General features: G+C 68.2%; 20 protein-coding genes and 1 pseudogene. 20 read left to right on the top strand and 1 reads right to left on the bottom strand.

Translation table 11 applies throughout. The features are described 5' to 3' along the window. The first annotated feature begins 46 nt into the window (after positions 1 to 46). From DIE13_RS00260 to DIE13_RS00225, 8 genes are all read left to right on the top strand, one after another. Positions 47 to 226: a hypothetical protein gene (locus DIE13_RS00260; RefSeq protein WP_124825272.1), complete on the top strand. Its 180-nt coding sequence runs from the start codon at positions 47 to 49 to the stop codon at positions 224 to 226. 10 nt (positions 227 to 236) lie between these two features. Continuing rightward, positions 237 to 1,283, top strand: coding sequence for a ferredoxin--NADP reductase (locus DIE13_RS00255; protein WP_124825271.1), 1,047 nt, complete (start codon positions 237 to 239; stop codon positions 1,281 to 1,283). A 52-nt stretch (positions 1,284 to 1,335) separates the two neighbouring features. Then, positions 1,336 to 2,916, top strand: coding sequence for a FadD3 family acyl-CoA ligase (locus tag DIE13_RS00250; protein WP_124825270.1), 1,581 nt, complete (start codon positions 1,336 to 1,338; stop codon positions 2,914 to 2,916). 31 nt (positions 2,917 to 2,947) lie between these two features. Then, the gene (locus DIE13_RS00245) at positions 2,948 to 3,721 is read left to right on the top strand and encodes an SDR family NAD(P)-dependent oxidoreductase (RefSeq protein ID WP_124825269.1); all 774 of its coding nucleotides are present in this window, start codon (positions 2,948 to 2,950) and stop codon (positions 3,719 to 3,721) included. A gap of 63 nt (positions 3,722 to 3,784) precedes the next feature. Beyond that, a complete protein-coding gene (locus DIE13_RS00240; protein WP_124825268.1) occupies positions 3,785 to 4,528 on the top strand; it encodes a GntR family transcriptional regulator in 744 nt (247 codons plus the stop codon). Positions 4,529 to 4,540: 12 nt separating this feature from the next. Next, complete coding sequence (locus tag DIE13_RS00235; protein ID WP_124825267.1) at positions 4,541 to 5,392, top strand: sulfite exporter TauE/SafE family protein; 852 nt, start codon at positions 4,541 to 4,543, stop codon at positions 5,390 to 5,392. Next, positions 5,389 to 5,712 carry a DUF1634 domain-containing protein gene (locus DIE13_RS00230; RefSeq protein WP_124825266.1) on the top strand — a complete coding sequence of 108 codons (324 nt, stop codon included), beginning with the start codon at positions 5,389 to 5,391 and terminating at the stop codon, positions 5,710 to 5,712. The genes DIE13_RS00235 and DIE13_RS00230 overlap by 4 nt, the downstream gene beginning before the upstream one ends. A gap of 1,001 nt (positions 5,713 to 6,713) precedes the next feature. Then, a complete protein-coding gene (locus DIE13_RS00225) occupies positions 6,714 to 7,367 on the top strand; it encodes a hypothetical protein (RefSeq protein ID WP_124825633.1) in 654 nt (217 codons plus the stop codon). A 13-nt stretch (positions 7,368 to 7,380) separates the two neighbouring features. On the opposite strand, the pseudogene DIE13_RS00220 reads toward DIE13_RS00225, so the two are convergent. Beyond that, positions 7,381 to 7,905, bottom strand: a pseudogene (locus DIE13_RS00220) (acyltransferase); the annotation flags it as partial. A 136-nt stretch (positions 7,906 to 8,041) separates the two neighbouring features. Here DIE13_RS00220 and DIE13_RS00215 point away from each other — a divergent pair. The 12 genes from DIE13_RS00215 to DIE13_RS00160 all read left to right on the top strand — a co-directional run bounded on the left by DIE13_RS00215 (position 8,042) and on the right by DIE13_RS00160 (position 19,307). Next, positions 8,042 to 9,262 carry a glycosyltransferase family 87 protein gene (locus DIE13_RS00215; RefSeq protein WP_124825265.1) on the top strand — a complete coding sequence of 407 codons (1,221 nt, stop codon included), beginning with the start codon at positions 8,042 to 8,044 and terminating at the stop codon, positions 9,260 to 9,262. 327 nt (positions 9,263 to 9,589) lie between these two features. Next, entirely contained in the window at positions 9,590 to 9,826 is a 237-nt protein-coding gene (locus tag DIE13_RS00210) for a FitA-like ribbon-helix-helix domain-containing protein (protein WP_014899176.1), read from the top strand. Next, on the top strand, positions 9,813 to 10,229 hold the full coding sequence (locus DIE13_RS00205) for a type II toxin-antitoxin system VapC family toxin (RefSeq protein ID WP_185731176.1): 417 nt from the start codon (positions 9,813 to 9,815) through the stop codon (positions 10,227 to 10,229). Before DIE13_RS00210 ends, DIE13_RS00205 begins: the two co-directional genes overlap by 14 nt. Positions 10,230 to 10,427: 198 nt before the next feature. Next, the gene (locus DIE13_RS00200) at positions 10,428 to 11,324 is read left to right on the top strand and encodes a VOC family protein (protein ID WP_124825263.1); all 897 of its coding nucleotides are present in this window, start codon (positions 10,428 to 10,430) and stop codon (positions 11,322 to 11,324) included. Positions 11,325 to 11,333: 9 nt separating this feature from the next. Next, positions 11,334 to 12,227, top strand: a complete 894-nt coding sequence (locus tag DIE13_RS00195) for a CoA transferase subunit A (protein WP_124825262.1) — start codon at positions 11,334 to 11,336, stop codon at positions 12,225 to 12,227. A 10-nt stretch (positions 12,228 to 12,237) separates the two neighbouring features. Next, positions 12,238 to 13,035 (top strand): CoA-transferase subunit beta, encoded by a 798-nt coding sequence (locus DIE13_RS00190; RefSeq protein ID WP_124825261.1) that lies wholly within the window; start codon positions 12,238 to 12,240, stop codon positions 13,033 to 13,035. 8 nt (positions 13,036 to 13,043) lie between these two features. Next, a complete protein-coding gene (locus DIE13_RS00185; RefSeq protein ID WP_124825260.1) occupies positions 13,044 to 13,961 on the top strand; it encodes an enoyl-CoA hydratase in 918 nt (305 codons plus the stop codon). Continuing rightward, on the top strand, positions 13,958 to 15,058 hold the full coding sequence (locus tag DIE13_RS00180; protein ID WP_124825259.1) for a nitronate monooxygenase family protein: 1,101 nt from the start codon (positions 13,958 to 13,960) through the stop codon (positions 15,056 to 15,058). The genes DIE13_RS00185 and DIE13_RS00180 overlap by 4 nt, the downstream gene beginning before the upstream one ends. 25 nt (positions 15,059 to 15,083) lie before the next feature. Further along, positions 15,084 to 15,887, top strand: coding sequence for an enoyl-CoA hydratase family protein (locus DIE13_RS00175; RefSeq protein WP_124825258.1), 804 nt, complete (start codon positions 15,084 to 15,086; stop codon positions 15,885 to 15,887). Continuing rightward, positions 15,884 to 17,053 carry an acyl-CoA dehydrogenase family protein gene (locus tag DIE13_RS00170; RefSeq protein WP_124825257.1) on the top strand — a complete coding sequence of 390 codons (1,170 nt, stop codon included), beginning with the start codon at positions 15,884 to 15,886 and terminating at the stop codon, positions 17,051 to 17,053. The genes DIE13_RS00175 and DIE13_RS00170 overlap by 4 nt, the downstream gene beginning before the upstream one ends. A 35-nt stretch (positions 17,054 to 17,088) precedes the next feature. Then, positions 17,089 to 18,156 carry an acyl-CoA dehydrogenase family protein gene (locus tag DIE13_RS00165; RefSeq protein WP_124825256.1) on the top strand — a complete coding sequence of 356 codons (1,068 nt, stop codon included), beginning with the start codon at positions 17,089 to 17,091 and terminating at the stop codon, positions 18,154 to 18,156. Then, positions 18,156 to 19,307: an acetyl-CoA C-acetyltransferase gene (locus DIE13_RS00160; protein ID WP_124825255.1), complete on the top strand. Its 1,152-nt coding sequence runs from the start codon at positions 18,156 to 18,158 to the stop codon at positions 19,305 to 19,307. The genes DIE13_RS00165 and DIE13_RS00160 overlap by 1 nt, the downstream gene beginning before the upstream one ends. The last annotated feature ends 27 nt before the right edge of the window (positions 19,308 to 19,334 follow it).

The following is a 19,334-nucleotide window of genomic DNA, read 5'->3' as shown; positions in this document are numbered from 1 at the left end:
GCGCGTGTTTTACCGCACCGGAAAGAGGCTACCCATGACATGCACCATGAACCGCGGCATCGAGAACGATGCGGACACAACGATCGTGCGCGAGCTCGCGCAATTGATCGGCGGCGCGGCAGCGCATGTGCTGAACGCATTCGCGTGCATCGCGCCGGCGCTCGCGTCGAACCCGCAGCAGGTCGCCGCGCGCGAAGCGGGCCGGCACGATGCCGGCGTGGCATGAGGAACCGGCGATGAGCGATACCTCGATCGATTCCCGTTTCCACCGGCTGACCGTTGCCGACGTGATTGCCGAAAGCGACGACGCGTGCTCGTTCGTGTTCGACGTGCCTGCCGCGTTGCGCGACGCGTTCGCGTACCGGCCCGGCCAGTTCCTCACGCTGAACGTGCCGTGCGCGGAGGCGACCGTCGCACGCTGTTACTCGCTGTCGAGCGCGCCGGGCATCGACGCCGCGCCGAAGATCACCGTCAAGCGCGTGCGCGACGGCCGTGCGTCGAACTGGCTGTGCGACCACATCCGTGCGGGCGATGCGCTCGACGTGCTGCCGCCGGCCGGCGTTTTCACGCCGCGCACGCTCGACGGCGACCTGCTGCTGTTCGCGGGCGGCAGCGGCATCACGCCAGTGCTGTCGATCCTGAAATCGGCGCTCGTGCACGGGCGCGGGATGCTGACGCTGATCTATGCGAACCGCGACGAACGCTCGGTGATTTTCCGCGACGAGCTGCAGCAGCTCGCGCATCGCCATCCGGGCCGGCTGCGCGAGATCCACTGGCTCGACAGCGTGCAGGGCGTGCCGCAGCAGCGGCATCTCGAGGAACTCGCGCGGCCGTTCAGCCGGCAGGAGACGTTCATCTGCGGACCCGCGCTGTTCATGGAGAACGCGCTTGCCGCGATGCTCGGCCTCGGGCTGCCGCGGGCGCGCGTGCATGTCGAGCGCTTCGCGTCGTTGCCCGATGCGCCGGCGCAGGCCGATGCCGCCGCGACGGCCGCCGAAGCCGGCGACGGCGCGGCGATCGAGACGGTGCTCGACGGTGACGCGTTCACGTTCGACAGCGCGCCCGGCGAAACGCTGCTCGACGCGATGTTGCGCGCCGGCGTGCCCGCACCGAATTCCTGCCGGATGGGGCAATGCGGTGCGTGCATGTGCCGGATCGAGCGCGGCGAGGTGGCGCTCGACAGCAACCACGTGCTCGACGACGACGAGATCGCGGCCGGCTGGACGCTTGCCTGTTGCGCACGGCCCGCGAGCGACGCGCTGCGCGTGGTGTTCCCCGATTGAGCCGCGGCACGCCGACGGCGTGCCCGGCAACCCTGTTGCGATCCTTACGACGATGGACAACGAAATTCTTACGACGCCCGCGCTGATCGCACGGGCTGCCGCGCGCCACGGCGCGCATCCGGCGATCGAATCGGCGCACGGCCGGCTCACCTATGCGGAGCTCGATGCCGCCCGCCTCGAAGCGGCGCGAGCGCTGCTCGCGAGCGGCATCGATGCCGGCGACCGGATCGCGGTGTGGGCTCCGAACCTGCCGGAATGGATCGTCGCGGCGCTGGCGATTCATACCGTCGGCGCGATCCTCGTGCCGGTCAACACGCGGATGAAGGGGATGGAGGTCGGCGGCATCCTGCACGACGGCGGCGCGCGACTGCTGTTCTGCTGCGGCACCTTCCTCGGCGAATCCTATCCGGCGATGCTCGCGCCGCACCGGCCCGCGACGCTCGAGCGCGTCGTCGTGTTCGACGGCGAGCCGCCGTCCGGCACGCACGACGAGACCTGGAACGCATTCCTCGCGCGCGGCGCGGCGGTATCGATCGACGCGGTGCGCGAGCGCGAGGCGCAGGTGACGCCCGACACCGTGATGGACCTGATGTTCACGTCCGGCACGACCGGCCGCCCGAAAGGCGTGATGACCGCGCACGGGCAGAACCTGCGTGCCGCACAGGCGTGGGCGAAGATCGCCGGCGTACGCCACGACGACCGCTATCTGATCGTCAACCCGTTCTTCCATACGTTCGGCTACAAGGCCGGCTGGCTCGCCGCGCTGTCGAGCGGCGCGACCGTGCTGCCGCATCTGGTGTTCGAGCCGGCCGAGGTGTTGCGGCGAGTGGCCGACGAGCGCGTATCCGTGCTGCCCGGGCCGCCGACGCTGTACTACGCGCTGCTCGATGCGCCCGATCGTGCGACGCGCGACCTGTCGTCGCTGCGCATTGCGGTGACGGGCGCGGCCGCGATCGCGCCGAGCCTGATCGAGCGGATGCGCGTGGAGCTTGGCTTCGAGACGGTGCTGACCGGCTACGGGCTCACCGAATCGTGCGGCTTCGCGACGCTGTGCCGTCATGGCGACGATGCGGCGACGGTTGCCTATACGTCGGGCCGGCCGATGCCGGACGTCGAACTGCGCATCGCCGGGCCCGGTGGCACCGTGCTCGGGCCGGACGAGACCGGCGAGATCTGGGTGCGCGGCTACAACGTGATGCGCGGCTACTTCAACCAGCCCGACGCGACGCGCGAAACCGTCGACGCGGACGGCTGGTTGCACACCGGCGACCTCGGCTGCGTGGACGCGAACGGCAACCTGAAGATCACCGACCGGATCAAGGACATGTTCATCGTCGGCGGCTTCAACTGCTATCCGGCCGAGATCGAGCGGCTGCTCGCCGCGCATCCCGCGATCGCGCAGGTCGCGCTGGTCGGCGTGCCCGATACGCGGCTCGGGGAGGTCGGCCATGCGTACGTCGTGCTGCGTCCGGGCGCGCATGCCGACGCGGACCAGCTGAACGACTGGGCGCGCCGCAACATGGCGAACTACAAGGTGCCGCGGCACTTCACGTTCGTCGAACAACTGCCGACGAGCGCGGCAGGGAAGGTGCTGAAGTACCGGCTGCGGGCGACTACCGAAGCGGCGGCCTGAACGACGCCGCGACACATCGACGGGTGAACGCATGAACGACAACGGATTTCCGCAGGGCGCGGTGCTGGTGTTCGGCGGCAGCGGCGGGATCGGGCAGGGCGTCGCGCTCGAGTTCGCGCGCGCCGGCGTGCCGGTCGCGCTCGGCTATCGCAGCAAGGGGGATGTCGCCGAGCGCGTCGCGCGCGACATTCGCGGCGAAGGCGTCGCGGTCAGCACGCATCGTGCGGACGTGACCGACCCCGCGCAGGTCGATGCGGCGCTTGCCGCCGCAATCGAAGTGCATCGCCGTGTGCACACGGTCGTGTGGGCAGCCGGCCCGTTCGTGAACCAGCGCCATATCGGCGACATGACACACGACGACTGGCGCCGTGCGATCGAGGTCGAGACGGTCGGCTTCTTCAATGCGGCGAAGGCGGCGCTGCCGCATCTGCGCGCATCGGGCGGCGGGTCGTTCGTCACGCTCGGCTCGGCCGGCCATCTGCGCTGGCCCGATCGCGACGGGCTGTCGGTCGCGCCGAAGGCCGCGAACGAGGCGCTCGTGAAAGGGCTTGCGCGTGAGGAGGGCCGCTATGAGATTCGCGCGAACTCGATCCTGGTCGGCGTGATCGAGGCCGGGATGTTTCCGGTGTTGATGGCACAGGGGCAGTTCGACCAGGCGTGGATCGACGAGACGCAGAAGATGCTCGCGCTCAAGCGCTGGGGGAAGGCGCACGACATCGGGCGCGCGGCGGTGTTTCTCGCGTCGGACCGCGCGAATTACGTCACCGGGCAGCAGTTGAATGTCTCCGGTGGCTACGGGCTATAGCCCGTCGGGCTGGGTTTCGACCGATGGTTGACATCGTGACATCATGACGTCATGATGTCTTGCATGAACTCCGATTTCGGCAATGCGCCGCTTTATACGCAGGTCGAGGCCACGCTGGCCTCGGAAATCTCGGCCGGCACGCTGGCGCCGGGTAGCCAGCTTCCGCCCGAGGAGCGGCTGATCGAGCGGTTCGGCGTCAGCCGCACGACCGTGCGCAAGGCGATCGAAAACCTCGTCGCGCGCGGTTTCGTCGAAATTCGGCGCGGCAAGGGCACGTTCGTCGCCGAGCCGAAGATCACGCAGGAATTGACCGAACTGACCGGCTTCGTCGAGGACATGCACGCGCTCGGCCGCACGCCGAGCGCGCGGCTCGTCGATCGGCAAATCGTCGAAGCCGATGCCGCCGTCGCGCGGCAGCTCGCGTTGCCGCCCGGCACCGACGTGATGCGGATCCGGCGCGTGCGCCTGGCCGACGGCGTCGCCGTCTCGTTCGACGAAACTTATCTGCCGCGCGAACTCGGCGAGAAGATCGTCGCGCACGATCTGGAAGCCGAGCCGATTTTCTCGTTGCTCGAGGAGCGCTACGACGTGCCGCTCGTCGACGCCGAATACCGGCTCGAAGCCGTCGCCGCACCGGCGGACGTCGCGCAGGCGCTGTCGGTCGCGCCCGGCAGTCCCGTCTTCCTGATCGAACGGACGTCTCACACGCACGCGCACCGGCCGGTCGACTTCGAGAAGCTCTATTACCGCGGCGACCTCATCCGTTTCGTCACGCGGCTGAGCCGCCGCGCGGGCGAGCGTTCGTAAGGGCGCACGGTCATGCAAGCGTTGTGGTTGTGCGTCGCGGCGTTCGGCGCAAGCGCGCTCGGCGGCGTGCTCGGGATGGCGAGCGGCATCTTCGTCGTGCCGTTGCTCACGCTGCTGTTCGGCGTCGATATCCAGACCGCGATCGGCGCGAGCATCGTGTCGGTGATCGCGTGCTCTTGCAGCGGCGCCGCGTCGTTCCTGTCGGGGCGACTGATCAACGTCCGGCTCGCCGTCGTGCTCGAAACCGCGACGACGCTCGGCGCGCTCACCGGCGTGCTGCTGGTCGGCCGCGTGCCGGCATCGTTCCTGTATGGGTTGTTCGCGATCATTCTCGTGGTCTCCGCGAAGCAGATGCTGGCGCGGCGGCACGATGCGGTCGTCGACGGGCCGCCCGATGCCGCTAGCTGGGCCAGTGCGCTGCGCCTGCATGCGAGCTTTCCCGATCCGGTGTCCGGCCGCGAGATCGACTACCAGGTCGGGCGCGTGCCGTTCGGCATGGCGCTGATGTACGGCGCGGGGCTGATTTCCGCGTTGCTCGGGATCGGTTCCGGCGTGCTGAAGATTCCCGCGATGGATACGGCGCTGCGGCTGCCGATCAAGGTGTCGTCGGCCACGTCGAATTTCATGATCGGCGTGACGGCCGCTGCGAGCGCGGGCGCCTATTTCACGCGTGGCGACATCGATATTCGTCTGGCCGGGCCGATTGCGCTCGGCTCGGTGATCGGCGCGATCGTCGGCGCGCGGATGCTGATCCGTCTGCCGGCCGACAAGCTGCGCGTCTTTTTCGTCGTCGTGCTGTTGCTGCTGGCGGTAGAGATGTTCCTGAGCGCGCTCGGCGTTCACGCACCGGGAGGCGCGGCATGACGCGTATCGTCGATGGCGTCGAGCGTCGCGATCGGGCCGTTGCCATGCTGCTGCGGTACGGCACGATGTGCGCGTGCATGCTGATTGCGGCCGGGATGCTGCTCGGTGCGGGGTGGCCGGTTGCGGATGCCGGCATGCTCGGCCGGGACGGCCATGCGCTCGCGAAAGCCGGCGTCGCGTTGTTCATTCTGCTGCCGGTGACGCGCGTCGCGTTGTTGATGGGGATTTTTCTGCGCGAGCGCGACTGGATCCATGCAGTGCTGTCGATGCTCGTGCTGGCGATCATCGCGGGTGGGGTGGTGGTCGGGGTGCGGGGGTGAGTGGCCCCGGTGCGCGGAGTCAAATCGCCGCGCGAGTTGCCACGCCGGTCTGCCTGGAATCGACGTGGCGATCCGCGACAGCTTTCCCGCATTCTAAAAGAAGTGCGATGCGCTTCACGATATTCCCGCGAGTCGATTGGTCTTGTTCACTCGTTTCCGACGGTCTGCCCGAATCTCAAACGCTCGCTGTTTCGATTGCGATCGAGCGGCAAACCAGCCCGTTTCCGGAATCGGCTTTATCTCGGCTTAGGCGTTATATTTACTTGGCTCCGCGGAGACGATCGCCGATGAACTGCCGCTTGCGAGCATACGCTCTCTCAAGTGCATCGGGTGCTCGGGATCACTCCGGTTGGCGTCGAGATCCGATGGCTTGCCCTCCGTATTCTCCCTGATCCGCACGAAGCAATCACACATCGCGCCCGCGCGCGACCCTGCGCGACGTCACGTTGATGAAACGTTTCGCCAGATGCATGTCATCTCACCCGCCCGCACCGCGCCGCGATGCAGACATGTCGTCAACCTCGCATGGTTGCCTGGCGTGCGTTGCGGCGTTCGCTGCGGGATGTCCCCAGTCACGTGTGCGGCGACGAAGCGCCGCAAAAACGATGCGCGTCTGAAACATTTCCTCCAATTCGATTACGCATACGAGCAGACGTTTGGCGCAGAGGGCCGCCCCGCACGTGTTTGCGCCGTGTGGCACAGGCATTGCGATGAGGTCGGTGCCGCTCGTACCACCCGCGACTGGCCAGAAGAACGTATCGCGGGAGCGGCACGCAACGACATCGAAACTACGGGGATCGGATCGGGCCGCGGGTTGACGCCCGTCGCGTCGGACGCGTGATGCGTCGTATCGGCGACACGAAGGGCAGTGTGCGTTCGATTCGTCAAACAGCAAGCTTGCTTGCGAGGTGTCGTGCCGGGGAACGCGTCACGCGTGGCGGCCGAGGACCGCACGCGGCTGGGCGGCGCGCCCGGCGCGAGTCGGGGAGACGCTCGTGAAAATGACAGTGAACCAGTGGGCAGCGCTGACGGTATTGTTCGCGGCCAGCGCACACGCACAGGAAATCTATCTGCAGGGCGGCACGCAAGGGGTTGGGGTCGGCGCGGCCGTGAGTTTCAACTCGATGCTGGGCGCGCACGCGGATTTCAATGCGATTACCCTGTCGCGTGACTTTTCGGTGGCCGGCAATCGCTATCAGGACGACCTCAAGCTGCGGCAAGGCGGACTGTACGCGGATATCTTCCCGTGGCGCGGCAGCGGCTTTCGCGCGACGCTCGGATTGCGCTTCAACAACGACGAAATCACCGGCGTATCGGTGCCGACCGACGGCACCTACGTGTTCGCCGGCAAGACGTATCCGGCACTGCCCGGCATGTACGCGGTCGCGCAGGCGCGCTATCCGGACGTGATGCCGTATTTCGGGATCGGCTACGGGCACCGGCCGGCATCGAAAGGGTTCGGGTTCGTCGCCGACCTGGGCGTCGCTTACGGGATCCCGCGATGTTCGTACACGCTGTCGCCGGCGCTCGCTGCCGCGGCCGGCCCGCAGAAGAGCCAGATCCTGGTCGCCAGCGGTCTCGACGACCTGAACCAGATGATGTCGCGCTACCGGTGGTATCCGGTGCTGCAGATCGGGATCTCGTACCGGTTCTGAGTCGCACGTATTGTTACAGCGTAGCCGTGCGACGGTCAGGTGCGGGTTCGGCCGTCGGACGTGCCGCGCGGGTAGGGTTGCGCTTCGCGATGAACGGATGCTCGATGTAGCGGTAGGTCAGCAGCGAGCAGAAGACGGCGATCAGCGCGCACGCCAGAGCAAGCGCCCAGATGCTCGCGTCGTTGGCGGAATCGATCTGGAATACGAACTTGTCGAACGCGTGAATGATCATGTAGACGATCACCATGTGGATGCTGAAGCTGGCGGTGCCGAGCGGCGCAAGCGGGCGGGTTTTGAGCACGCCGTAGAACCTGTTTCCGCCCGCGACGCGGAGGAACACTGGCAGCAGCGGCAGCGCGCCCACGATCGAATCGCGTTCGGCTGGGTACGGCGACACGGCGAGGATCAGCAGCGTGACCGTGGCCGCCGATTTCGTGCCGAACAGCGCGCGGATCGCGGGGCGTCCTGCGACCTCGTGGCCCACCGCACCGAGTGCGAACAGCCGTGCCATGCTGCCCGGCTTGCCGAACAGCGCGGCCCGCGGCGTTCGATCGCCGGTCTTGTGTTCCGGTGGTATCAAACGGTCGAGACGGCTGCGGACCGATGTGCAACGTGATGTTTCAGCGCGAAAGGCGTCACCTATACTTCACCGGAGCAAAACCGCGGGGTGGCTGATGGAGACGACGCGTGGATCGGGCGATCGTGCAGTCGATGAGCGACGCGTCGGCACATACGCGGCCGCGGCGCTGGCGCTGCAGATCATTGCCGTCGTCGTGTGGGTCTTCCGCTATTACCGGTTGCACGACCGGTCCGCTCCGATGGTCGGGTCGGATTTCGCGGTCTTCTGGGCCGCGGCGCGCGTTGCGCTCGAGCACGGCCCGACGGCGATCTTCTCGCCACAGTGGATTCAGCCGATCGAGGCAGCGCTGCGGCCATCCGGCGAGTTCGCACCGTGGCCTTATCCGCCGACCTTCCTGCTCGTGGTGATCCCGTTCGGCCTTGTATCGTTCGCACGCGCGATCGTGGTGTTCGGCGTACTGTCGATCGCCTGCTACGCGGCGGTCGTCGCGTGCCTGGCGCGTCCGCTCGATGCGCAGCGGCGGCTGGCCATTGCCGCCTTCCCCGGCCTGATCGGCGCCGCCCTCACGATGCAGAACGCGTTCCTGACCGTCGCGGCGGCCGGCGCGGCGCTGCTGCTGCTCCGTTCGCGGCCGATCGTGGCAGGCGCGTGCATTGCGCTGCTGACGATGAAGCCGCAATACGGCGTGCTGTTCCCGCTCGCGCTGATCTGCGGCCGGCACTGGAAAGCGCTGGTGTCGGCCGGCATGTTCAGCGTCGCGTTCGTCGCGGCTTCCGTGGCTGCATTCGGGGCGGATGCGTGGCGCGCGTTTATCGCGTTCCTGCCGACCTTCAATCGCGGCGTGGTCGAGTATGGCGAGACGTTCTGGCGCGGCATGCCGTCGCTGTTCGCGATGGTGCGGGCCGCGGGTGCGCCGCTGCCGCTCGCGTACGGCGTGCACGCGAGCGTTGCCGTGATGGCGGTCGCAGCCCTCGCGTATGTGTGGATTCGCGGCGCGCGCTTCGAACTGCGCGCGGCGGCGCTCGCCGCGGCGACGTTGCTCGTCCAGCCGTACTACATGTACTACGACCTGTTGTGGCTGGTGTTGCCGGTCGTCTTCCTGCTGCTCGACTGCCGGAACGTCGGGCCGGACCGGCTCGATATCGCCGTCATCGCACTCGCGTGGATCACGCCGGCCCAGGCGTTCATCGCGGTGATCACCGGCACGATGTGGCCGGTTGCGTCCGTGATCCTGGTCGCGGTGCTGGTGGTGATCGTGCGGCGGGCGGCAGGTTCGATGCCCGCCGGCGTCGGGTGCGCTGCGGCAAGCCGTTGATTTCTTGGCGCCGGTTGCGAGCGGGCCGCGACGAGCCGCACCGGGCAACGATCAGGGCTGTGCTCCGCGCCGGACGTTATGCACGTGTCTCGGCCGCCCGTCGGTGAATGGCCATTCGGCCGTCTTTTTTGTTGCGCGGATCCCGCTTGCCTTGTGTCACAGCAGTTCGACGCGTCGGGCCGGTGTCGGCAGGTGGGCGGATTCATGCCGTCCGCCACCACCGGCCCACGCCGATCTCCGTCTTCTTTCCAGTCGCGACGATGATAGCAATGCTTACAATTCACCGTCGAAACGCTATCATTGATAGCCATCTGGATGGAGGGACCCATGGCAAATCTTCTGGTGCGTAACGTGGATGACAGTATCGTTCAGAGCCTGCGCGAGCAGGCCGCAGCCAACGGCAGGAGCGCCGAGGCCGAACATCGGGCCATTCTGGCCGATGCGCTCGGCCGGCCGAAGCGACGGACATTCGCGCAGGTGCTGATGAGCATGCCGGACGTCGGCGAAGACGCGGATTTCCAACGTGTTCAGGATTCCGGCGAGGTCAGGCGTGTTTTTGATTGATACGAACGTCATCAGCGAAATCAGAAAGGGCAAGCGAACCAACCGCGGCGTGCGCGCATTCTTCAGGCAGGCCGAGTCCGACGCGCGTCCGCTTTACCTGTCCATCGTCACGGTGGCCGAGCTTCGGCGCGGCGTCGATCTGATCCGCCACCGCGGCGATCACCAGCAGGCGTCGGCGTTCGAGGCCTGGATGGCGACGATCCTGTCGAGCTATGCGTCGAACATCCTGTCGGTCGATATCGAGACCAGCCAGATGTGGGGCCATCTGCGTGTGCCCGATCCGACCCACGAACTCGACAAGCTGATCGCGGCCACCGCGCTGATCAACGATCTCACGGTCGTCACGCGCAATGTCGACGATTTCTCCCGCACCGGCGTCCGGCTGCTGAACCCTTTCGACTGATCCGGGTTGCCGCGGTGCGGCAAGCTCCCGCCGCCTTTCGCCTTCTTCGTCGCGCATCGCCCGTTTTGCCGGGCTTTCCCGCGCACCGGCACCCCCCGATTCCCCTTCGCCTCTCGTCCCAACAGACGATGTGACGCCATCCCCAAGCGGCCAGAATCCTTTCACGAACAACGGATTCTGAACCTGGAGGAGGCCGACATGATCGATGTCCGTGCACTCGGCTACGTCGTCGTCGAGGCGACCCGCGTCGACGCGTGGCGCCGCTACGCCGAAGACGTGCTGGGCATGCAGGCGCTCGACGCGCCCGACGGCGCGCTGTACCTGAAGATGGACGAGCGCGATTTCCGCTATGTGATCGTCCCCGGCGCGACCGACCGCTATTTCGCGTCGGGCTGGGAATTGCCCGACGGCGCCGCGTTCGACGCCGCGCTGGCTGCGCTGCAGCAGGCGGGCGTCGAAGCGGTGCGCGCCACGCGCGACGAAGCCGCGCTGCGCCGCGTGCAGGCGATGGCATGGTGCACCGACCCGTCGGGCAACCGGCACGAACTGTACTGGGGCCCGTGCTGCGATTTCCGCCGCTTCGTGTCGCCGCTGGGTGTCGCGCGTTTCGTCACCGGCGACATGGGCCTGGGCCACGCGGTACTGCCGGCGCCGCAGTTCGATGCGACCGACGCGTTCGTGCGCGGCGTGCTGGGCTTCGAGCTGTCCGACATCTACCGCGTGAAGTTCACGCCCGATCCCGCCGAACCCGAAAAGCGCATCCACTTCATGCACTGCCGCAACGCGCGCCATCACAGCCTCGCGCTGTTCGAGATGGCCGTGCCGTCGGGCTGCGTGCACGTGATGGCCGAAGTCGACTCGATGGACGAAGTCGGCCGCGCGCTCGATCGGGTCGCCGCGCACGACGTGAAGCTGTCGGCGACGCTCGGCCGGCATTGCAACGACCAGATGATCTCGTTCTACATGAAGACCCCCGGCGGCTTCGATCTCGAATACGGCTTCGGCGGCCTCACGGTCGACTGGTCGAAGCACGCCGTGTTCGAGGCCACCAAGGTGAGCCAGTGGGGCCACGACTTCAGCATCGGATACCGGTAAGCCAGCACGATGACGATGAAACCTCTTGACAAGACGATGTCCGCGCGCGACGTGGTCGCGCAACTCGCCGACGGCATGACGATCGGCATCGGTGGGTGGGGGCCGCGGCGCAAGCCGATGGCATTGGTGCGCGAGATCGCGCGCTCGAACCTGAAAGACCTGACGATCGTGGCGTACGGCGGCGCCGACATCGGCCTGCTGTGCGCTGCCGGCAAGGTCCGCAAGGCGGTGTTCGGCTTCGTGTCGCTCGACGTGATCCCGCTCGAACCGCATTTCCGCCGGGCCCGCGAACAGGGCCGCGTCGACGTGCTGGAACTCGACGAAGGGATGCTGCAGCTCGGCCTGCGCGCGGCTGCCGCACGCCTGCCGTTCCTGCCGACGCGCGCCGGGCTCGGCACCGCGCTGCTCGATCACGCACCGCAATTGCGCACGGTGCAATCGCCGTACGACGACGGCGAAACGCTGCTCGCGATGCCGGCGATCGAACTCGACGTCGCGTTGCTGCATGTGAACGCGGCCGACCGGATGGGCAACACGCGCATCGACGGCCCCGATCCGTTCTTCGACGCGTGGATGGCACGCGCGGCGAAGCGCTGCTACGTGTCCGCGGAAACGGTCGACGCGTCGCTCGCGAGCGACGACCTCGACGCCGCGCGCCGCAACCCGTTCGAGCGCTCGCTCGTCACGGGCGTGGTGCATGCGCCGGGCGGCGCGCACCCGACCTCGTGCGGGCCGGCTTACGGCTGGGACCTGCCGCACCTGCGCGCGTACTGCGCGAGCGCGGAGGACGACGCGAAGACGGCGGCGTACCTGCGCGACGTGGTCGGCCAGGACGAACGCCAGTACCTCGAAGGCGTCGGCGGGCTGTCGCACGTGACGACGCTGCCGTTGCCGATTCTGTAAAGGAGCGCCTGTGAGCGAATCTCTCGACCATTCCCTCGCGGAACTGATGATCGTCGCGTCAGCGCGACTCTGGCGCGACGACGGCGAAGTGCTGGCGACCGGCATCGGCACGGGCCCGCGGCTCGCGGCCGGCCTCGCACGGCTTGCCTACAACAACGGACTGATGCTGACCGACGGCGAAGCGTATCTCGTCGAGGAGCCGATCCCGCTCGGGCCGCGTCCGGACGGCTATCGCGTGAAGGCGAGCGGCTGGATGACCTACGAGCGGGTGTTCGACTGCCTGTGGCACGGCCGCCGCCATGCACTCGTGATGCCGACGCAGATCGACCGCTTCGGCCAGGCGAACATCTCGTGGCTCGGCGACGACTACGCCCGCCCGAAAACCCAGTTGCTCGGCGCGCGCGGCTTTCCCGGCAATTCGACGAACCACGCGAACTCGTTCTTCGTCAGCGGCCACGGCAAGCGCACGTTCGTCGAAGGCGAAGTCGACATGGTGTGCACCGTCGGCTACAACCCGGCGCGCCGGCTGCCTGGCATGAAGACCTTCGTCGACCTGCGCAGCATCGTCACCGATCTGTGCGTGATGGATTTCGGCGGGCCGGACCACGCGATCCGCGTGCGCTCGCTGCATCCGGGCGTGAGCTTCGACGAGGTGCAGGACGCGACCGGCTTTCCGCTGCTCGCGCATCCGGAACTCGACACGACGGCCGCTCCGGGCGCGCAAGACCTGCGCATCGTGCGTGCGCTCGACCCTCACAACCTGCGCGCGACGATCGTGCGCAACAACCCGGCGCCGCGCCGCGGATGAGGTCCGACATGGAAGCGACCCAGATGACGTTCGGCGACGGTGTCGTCGACTACGCGGTCGAGGGCGGCATCGCGACGATCACGATGAACCGCCCCGAGTATCACAACGCGCAGAACTCGAAGATGACGTATGCGCTCGACGCTGCGTTCCGGCGCGCGGCGCACGACGACGGGGTGAAGGCGATCGTGCTCGCGGGGGCCGGCAAGCATTTCTCGGCGGGCCACGACATCGGCACGCCGGGCCGCGACATCCACGAGTCGTTCGATCGCGCGTCGCTGTGGTACGACCACGTCGACAAGGAAGGCGGAGAATTCCTCTATGCGCGCGAGCAGGAGGTGTACCTCGGGATGTGCCGGCGCTGGCGCGACCTGCCGAAACCGACGATCGCGATGGTGCAAGGCGCATGCATCGCGGGCGGGTTGATGCTCGCGTGGGTGTGTGACCTGATCGTCGCGTCGGAGGATGCGTTCTTCGCGGATCCGGTCGTGCGAATGGGGATTCCGGGCGTCGAGTATTTCGCGCATGCGTACGAGCTGAACCCGCGCATCGCGAAGGAATTCCTGTTCCTCGGCGAGCGGATGCCGGCCGAGCGCGCGTACCAGATGGGGATGGTCAACCGCGTGGTGCCGAGCGAGCGGCTGCGCGACGCGACCTACGCGATCGCCGCGAAGATCGCGACGATGCCGCGCCTCGGCCTCACGCTGACCAAGCAGGCGTTGAACCACGTCGAGGAGCTGCAGGGCAAGCGCGCGGCGATGGACGCGGCATTCGCCTGGCATCACTTCGCGCATGCACACAACGAACTCGTGAGCGGCGACCGCCTCGGCGGGTACGACGCACGCAAGATGGCCAGCTCGCAGCGCAAGGCCGGCGACGAAGATCAGGGCGAAGCCGCACCGGCCGCCGTCAACGGAGCCGCAGCATGAGCACGACGCTTCACAGCCCGCTGCATACGCCGCTGTGCGACCTGCTCGGCTGCCGCTACCCGATCGTGCAGACCGCGATGGGCTGGGTGGCAGACGCGCGGCTCGTCGCGGCGACCGCGAACGCGGGCGGCTTCGGCTTCCTCGCCGGAGCGACGCTCGAACCCGAGCAGGTCGAGGCCGAGATCCTGAAGGTGAAGTCGCTGACGGACCAGCCGTTCGGCATCAATTTCCACATGTTCCAGAAGAACGCCGCGCAGGTGGTCGATCTCGCGATCAAGCACCGGCTGCGCGCGGTCAGCTACGGCCGCGGGCCGGACGCGAAGACGATCCGCCGCTTCAAGGACGCCGGCATCGTCTGCATGCCGACCGTCGGCGCGCCGAAGCATGCGGCGAAGGCGGTCGAGCTCGGCGCGGACATCGTGACGGTGCAGGGCGCGGAAGGCGGCGGCCATACGGGCTCGGTGCCGACCACGCTGCTGCTGCCGAAGGTACTCGACGCGGTACCGGTGCCGGTGGTCGCGGCCGGTGGCTTCTTCGACGGGCGCGGGCTGGCTGCCGCGCTGGCCTACGGCGCAGCCGGCATCGCGATGGGCACGCGTTTCCTGATGAGCGCCGAATCGCCGGTGCCGCGCGAGACGCTCGAACGCTACGTCGCGGTCGGCGACCCGGCGCGGATCCGCGTGTCGGACGCGCTCGACGGGCTGCCGCAACGGATGATCGACAACCCGTATCTGCTGAAGCTCGAACGCTTCGGCCCGCTGCGCCGCACGTGGTTCGCGCTGAAGACGGCCGAAGCGTGGCGCCGCCAGAACGGGCTGGGCACGACGGACATGCTGGGCCTCGCGATCAAGGCGCTGCGCTCGCACGACTACACGGCGAGCCAGACGCTGATGGCCGCGAACGCACCGTTCCTGATCCAGCGCGCGATCGTCGAGGGGCGTCCGGACGAGGGCGTGCTGCCGAGCGGCCAGGCTGCCGCGATGATCGGCGCAATCGAATCGTGCGACGCGCTGATCGCGCGGATCGTCGCGGAAGCCGGCGAGCGGCTCGATGCGCTGGCCGCATTGCGCGGCGCGGCAGCGGCGCAGGCTGCGTAAAAAACATCACAGGGAGGCTTTGGAGATGACTGCATCCAATCAACCGGGCGGCGCGATGCCGTTCCGGATCGAGCGCGCCGACGGCATCGCCGAACTGGTGATCGCCCATCCGCCCGTGAACGCGCTCGACGCGCAGGGCTGGCATGCGCTCGCGCGGGCGCTCGACGCACTCGGCGACGACGACGACGTGCGCGTGATTGTCGTGCGCGGAGAGGGCCGCGGTTTCTGCGCGGGCGTCGACATCAAGGAACTGGCCGCGCATCCGGAGCGGATCGTGTCGGTCAACGCCGGCAACTACGAGACGTTCCGCGCGGTGCACCGCAACCCGAAGCCGGTGATCGCGGCCGTGCACGGTTTCGTGCTCGGCGGCGGGATCGGCATCTGCGGCGCGGCGGACATCGTCGTCGCGGCCGATTGCGCGCGCTTCGGCGTGCCCGAGATCGACCGCGGCGCGATGGGCGGCGGCGCGCATCTGCAGCGGCTGTTCGGCGTGCAGAAGGTGCGCGCGATGTACTTCACCGGCGAGATGATCGATGCGGCCGAAGCGTACCGGCTGGGCGCGGTCGAGCAGGTCGTGACACGCGACGCGTTGCGCGACGCGTCGCTCGCGATCGCCCGCAAGATCGCGGCGAAAAGCCCTGCGATGGTGCGGCTCGCGAAGGAGGCGCTCAACGGCGTCGAGGACGGCGATCTCGAGGACAAGTATCGCTGGGAGCAGGGCTTCACGCTGCAGGCGTACATGACGAACGACTCGACGGAAGCGCGTGCCGCGTTCGTCGAGAAGCGCAACGCGCAGTTCGACTCGCAGGCCGAGGAGGCACGCGCATGAAACTCACCTATACGCCGCAACAGCAGGCGTTCCGCGCGGAAATCCGCGCATGGCTTGCCGCACACGTGCCGCGCGAGCGGCTGCCGAGCTTCGACACCGAGGAAGGCTTCGCCGCGCACCGCGAATGGGAGCGCACGCTGCACTCGGGCCGCTGGAGCATGGTCACCTGGCCGCGCGAGCTGGGCGGTCGCGGCTGCGACCTGATCGAGTGGCTGATCTTCGAGGAGGAATACTGGCGTGCGGACGCACCGATGCGCGTGAACCAGAACGGCATCTTCCTGCTCGGCCCGACGCTGATGGACTTCGGCACCGATGCGCAGAAGGCGCGCTTCCTGCCCGCGATGGCGGCGGGCGAGCACGTGTGGGCGCAGGGCTGGTCGGAGCCGAACGCGGGCTCGGACATGGCCGCGATCCGCACCACCGCGATCCGTATCGGCGACGAATACGTGCTCAACGGCCAGAAGATCTGGTCGACCCGCGCAGTGTGGGCCGACTGGCTGTTCGGGCTGTTCCGCAGCGATCCGGAATCGTCGCGTCACCACGGGCTCACGTTCCTGATGGTGCCGCTGTCGACGCCGGGCATCACGGTGCGGCCGATCCGCCAGTTGAACGGGCAGACGGGCTTCGCGGAAATCTTCTTCGACGACGTGCGCGTGCCGGTCGAGAACCGCCTCGCGGCCGAAGGTGCGGGCTGGCAGGTCGCGATGGCGACGGCCGGCTTCGAGCGCGGGCTGATGCTGCGTTCGCCCGCGCGCTTCCAGCGCACCGCGCAGGCGCTGCGCGACCTGTATCTCGCGCACCGCGACAGCGCGGATCGCGACCCGACGCTGCGCGAGCGCGTGGTGTCCGCGTGGATGGACGCACAGGCATACGCGCTGTCGACCTACGCGACCGCGAGCCGGCTGCTCAAGGGCGGCCATATCGGCGCGGAGTCGAGCACCAACAAGGTGTTCTGGTCGGAGCTCGATTTGCGGATGCACCAGACCGCGCTCGACATCCTCGGTGCGCACGGCGAGGTCGTCCCGCAGACGGCCGCGCAGCACGCGACGCTCGGCCACTGGCTCGACGGCTTCCTGTTTGCGCAGGCCGGCCCGATCTACGCGGGCACCAACGAGATCCAGCGCAACATCGTCGCCGAACGGATGCTCGGCATGCCGCGCGCGTAAGCGCGCCGGCGACTCCCTCACTGAACGGACATCGTATGGATTTCGTATTCGATGAAGACCAGGAAGCGCTCGCGGACAGCGTGAAGCGCCTGCTGATGACCGAGATGACCCCGGAGCTGATCCGCGAGCTGTGGGCCACGCCGACGGGCCGCTCCGACGCGCTGTGGTCGCTGTTCGCGTCGCAGGGGCTGACCGCCGTGTCGGTGCCCGAAGCGCACGGCGGCCTCGGCCTGACCGAAGTCGAATGGGCGCTGCTCGCGCAGACCTACGGCTACTTCGGCAGCCCCGAGCCGCTGCTCGATACGGCGCTCGTGTCGGCCGGCGTGCTTGCGCGGCTGCCTGCGAGCGACTGGCGCGACGCGTTGCTGCGCGACATCGCCGAAGGGCGCGCGCGCGTCGCGCTCGTGCATCCGGTGAACCCGTATGCGGCGGACGTGCACGTCGCGCAAGCGCTGCTGTGCGAGCACCGTGGCGAGCTGCACCGCGTCGATCCCGCGCAGTGCGCGTGGCGTGCGGTCGACAGCGTCGACCCGTCACGGCGCCTGTTCACGCTCGACTGGGAAGCGTCGGCGGCTACCCGCATCACGAGCGCCGATGAAGCCGCGCCGCTGCTCGATCGTGCGCTCGACCACGGCGCGTTCGCGGTTGCCGCGCAGCTGCTCGGTCTCACGCAACGCGTGCTCGACGTCGCGATCGACTATAGCGCGCAGCGCAAGCAGTTCGGCAAGGCGATCGGCTCGTACCAGGCGCTCAAGCACCTGCTCGCCGACGTCGCGATCCGCTACGAGTTCGCGCGGCCGGTGGTGGCGCGCGCCGCGCAGGCGATCGCCGACGATCACCCGCAGCGTGCCGTGCTCGTATCGCACGCGAAGCTCGCGGCGGCCTCGGCCGCACAGCTGGCCGCGCGCCACACGATGCAGGTGCACGGCGCGATCGGCTACACGTGGGAGCTCGACCTCCAGATCTTCATGAAGCGGATCTGGGCGCTGTCCGGAAGCTGGGGCGACACCGCATTCCACAAGGCCCGCGTGGCCGACGCGATTCTCGGCGACGCGTTGCCGATCGGCCCCGCGCAGACCTTCGATTTCGAGGAAACCAACTGATGAAACAAGCCTATATCGTCGACGCGCTGCGCACGCCGACCGGCCGCCGCAAGGGCGGGCTCGCGCACGTGCACGCGGCGGACCTCGGCGGCTTCGTGCTGAAGACGCTCGTCGAGCGCAACGCGATTCCGGCCGACGACTACGACGACGTGGTATTCGGCTGCGTCGACACGATCGGCCCGCTCGCGGGCAACATCGCGCGCACCTGCTGGCTCGCCGCGGGGCTGCCGCTGCAGGTGCCGGGCGTGACGGTCGACCGCCAGTGCGGTTCGTCGCAGCAGGCGGTGCACTTCGCCGCGCAGGCGGTGATGAGCGGCGTGCAGGACGTCGTCGTCGCGGGCGGCGTGCAGACGATGACGCAGATCCCGATCTCGTCGGCGATGACCTGCGCGGCGCCGCTCGGCTTCACCGATCCGTTCTCGGGCAGCGCCGGCTGGCGCGCGCGCTTCGGCGACGCGCCGGTGTCGCAGTTCGTCGCCGCGCAGCGGATCGCCGATCACTGGAACCTGTCGCGCGACGCGATGGAGCGCTATGCGCTGGAGAGCCACCGCCGCGCGCTCGCGGCGATCGAGGCCGGCCATTTCAAGCGGGAAATCGTGCCGCTCGAAGGCGTGTTCCACGACGAGACGCCGCGCCCCGACACGTCGCTGGAAAAGATGGCGACGCTGGAGCCGCTCGCGCCGGGCGGCTCGCTGACGGCCGCCGTCGCGAGCCAGACCTGTGATGCGGCCGCCGCGCTCCTGATCGTTTCGGAAGAGGCGCTCAAGCGCTACGGGCTCACGCCTCGGGCACGAATCCATCACCTGAGCGTACTCGGCGACGACCCGCTGTGGATGCTCACCGCGCCGATCCCGGCGACCAAGGCCGCGCTGAAGAAGAGCGGACTCGACTGGTCGCGGATCGACGTCGTCGAGATGAACGAGGCATTCGCGTCGGTCGCACAGGCGTGGCTCGCCGACACGGGTTTTCCGCACGAGAAGACCAACCCGAACGGCGGCGGCATCGCGCTCGGCCATCCGCTCGGCGCGACCGGCGCGCGGCTGATGACGACGCTGCTGCACGAACTCGAGCGCACCGGTGGTCGTTACGGGCTGCAGACGATGTGCGAAGGCGGCGGTCTCGCGAACGTCACGATCATCGAGCGCCTGTGAGCGCGTCACTTTCACGATCTCACGATC

Origin of the sequence: Burkholderia sp. Bp9016 (assembly GCF_003857765.1) — a bacterium.
Taxonomy (GTDB): Bacteria; Pseudomonadota; Gammaproteobacteria; order Burkholderiales; family Burkholderiaceae; genus Burkholderia.
This window is presented reverse-complemented; position numbering and strand designations above follow the sequence as displayed.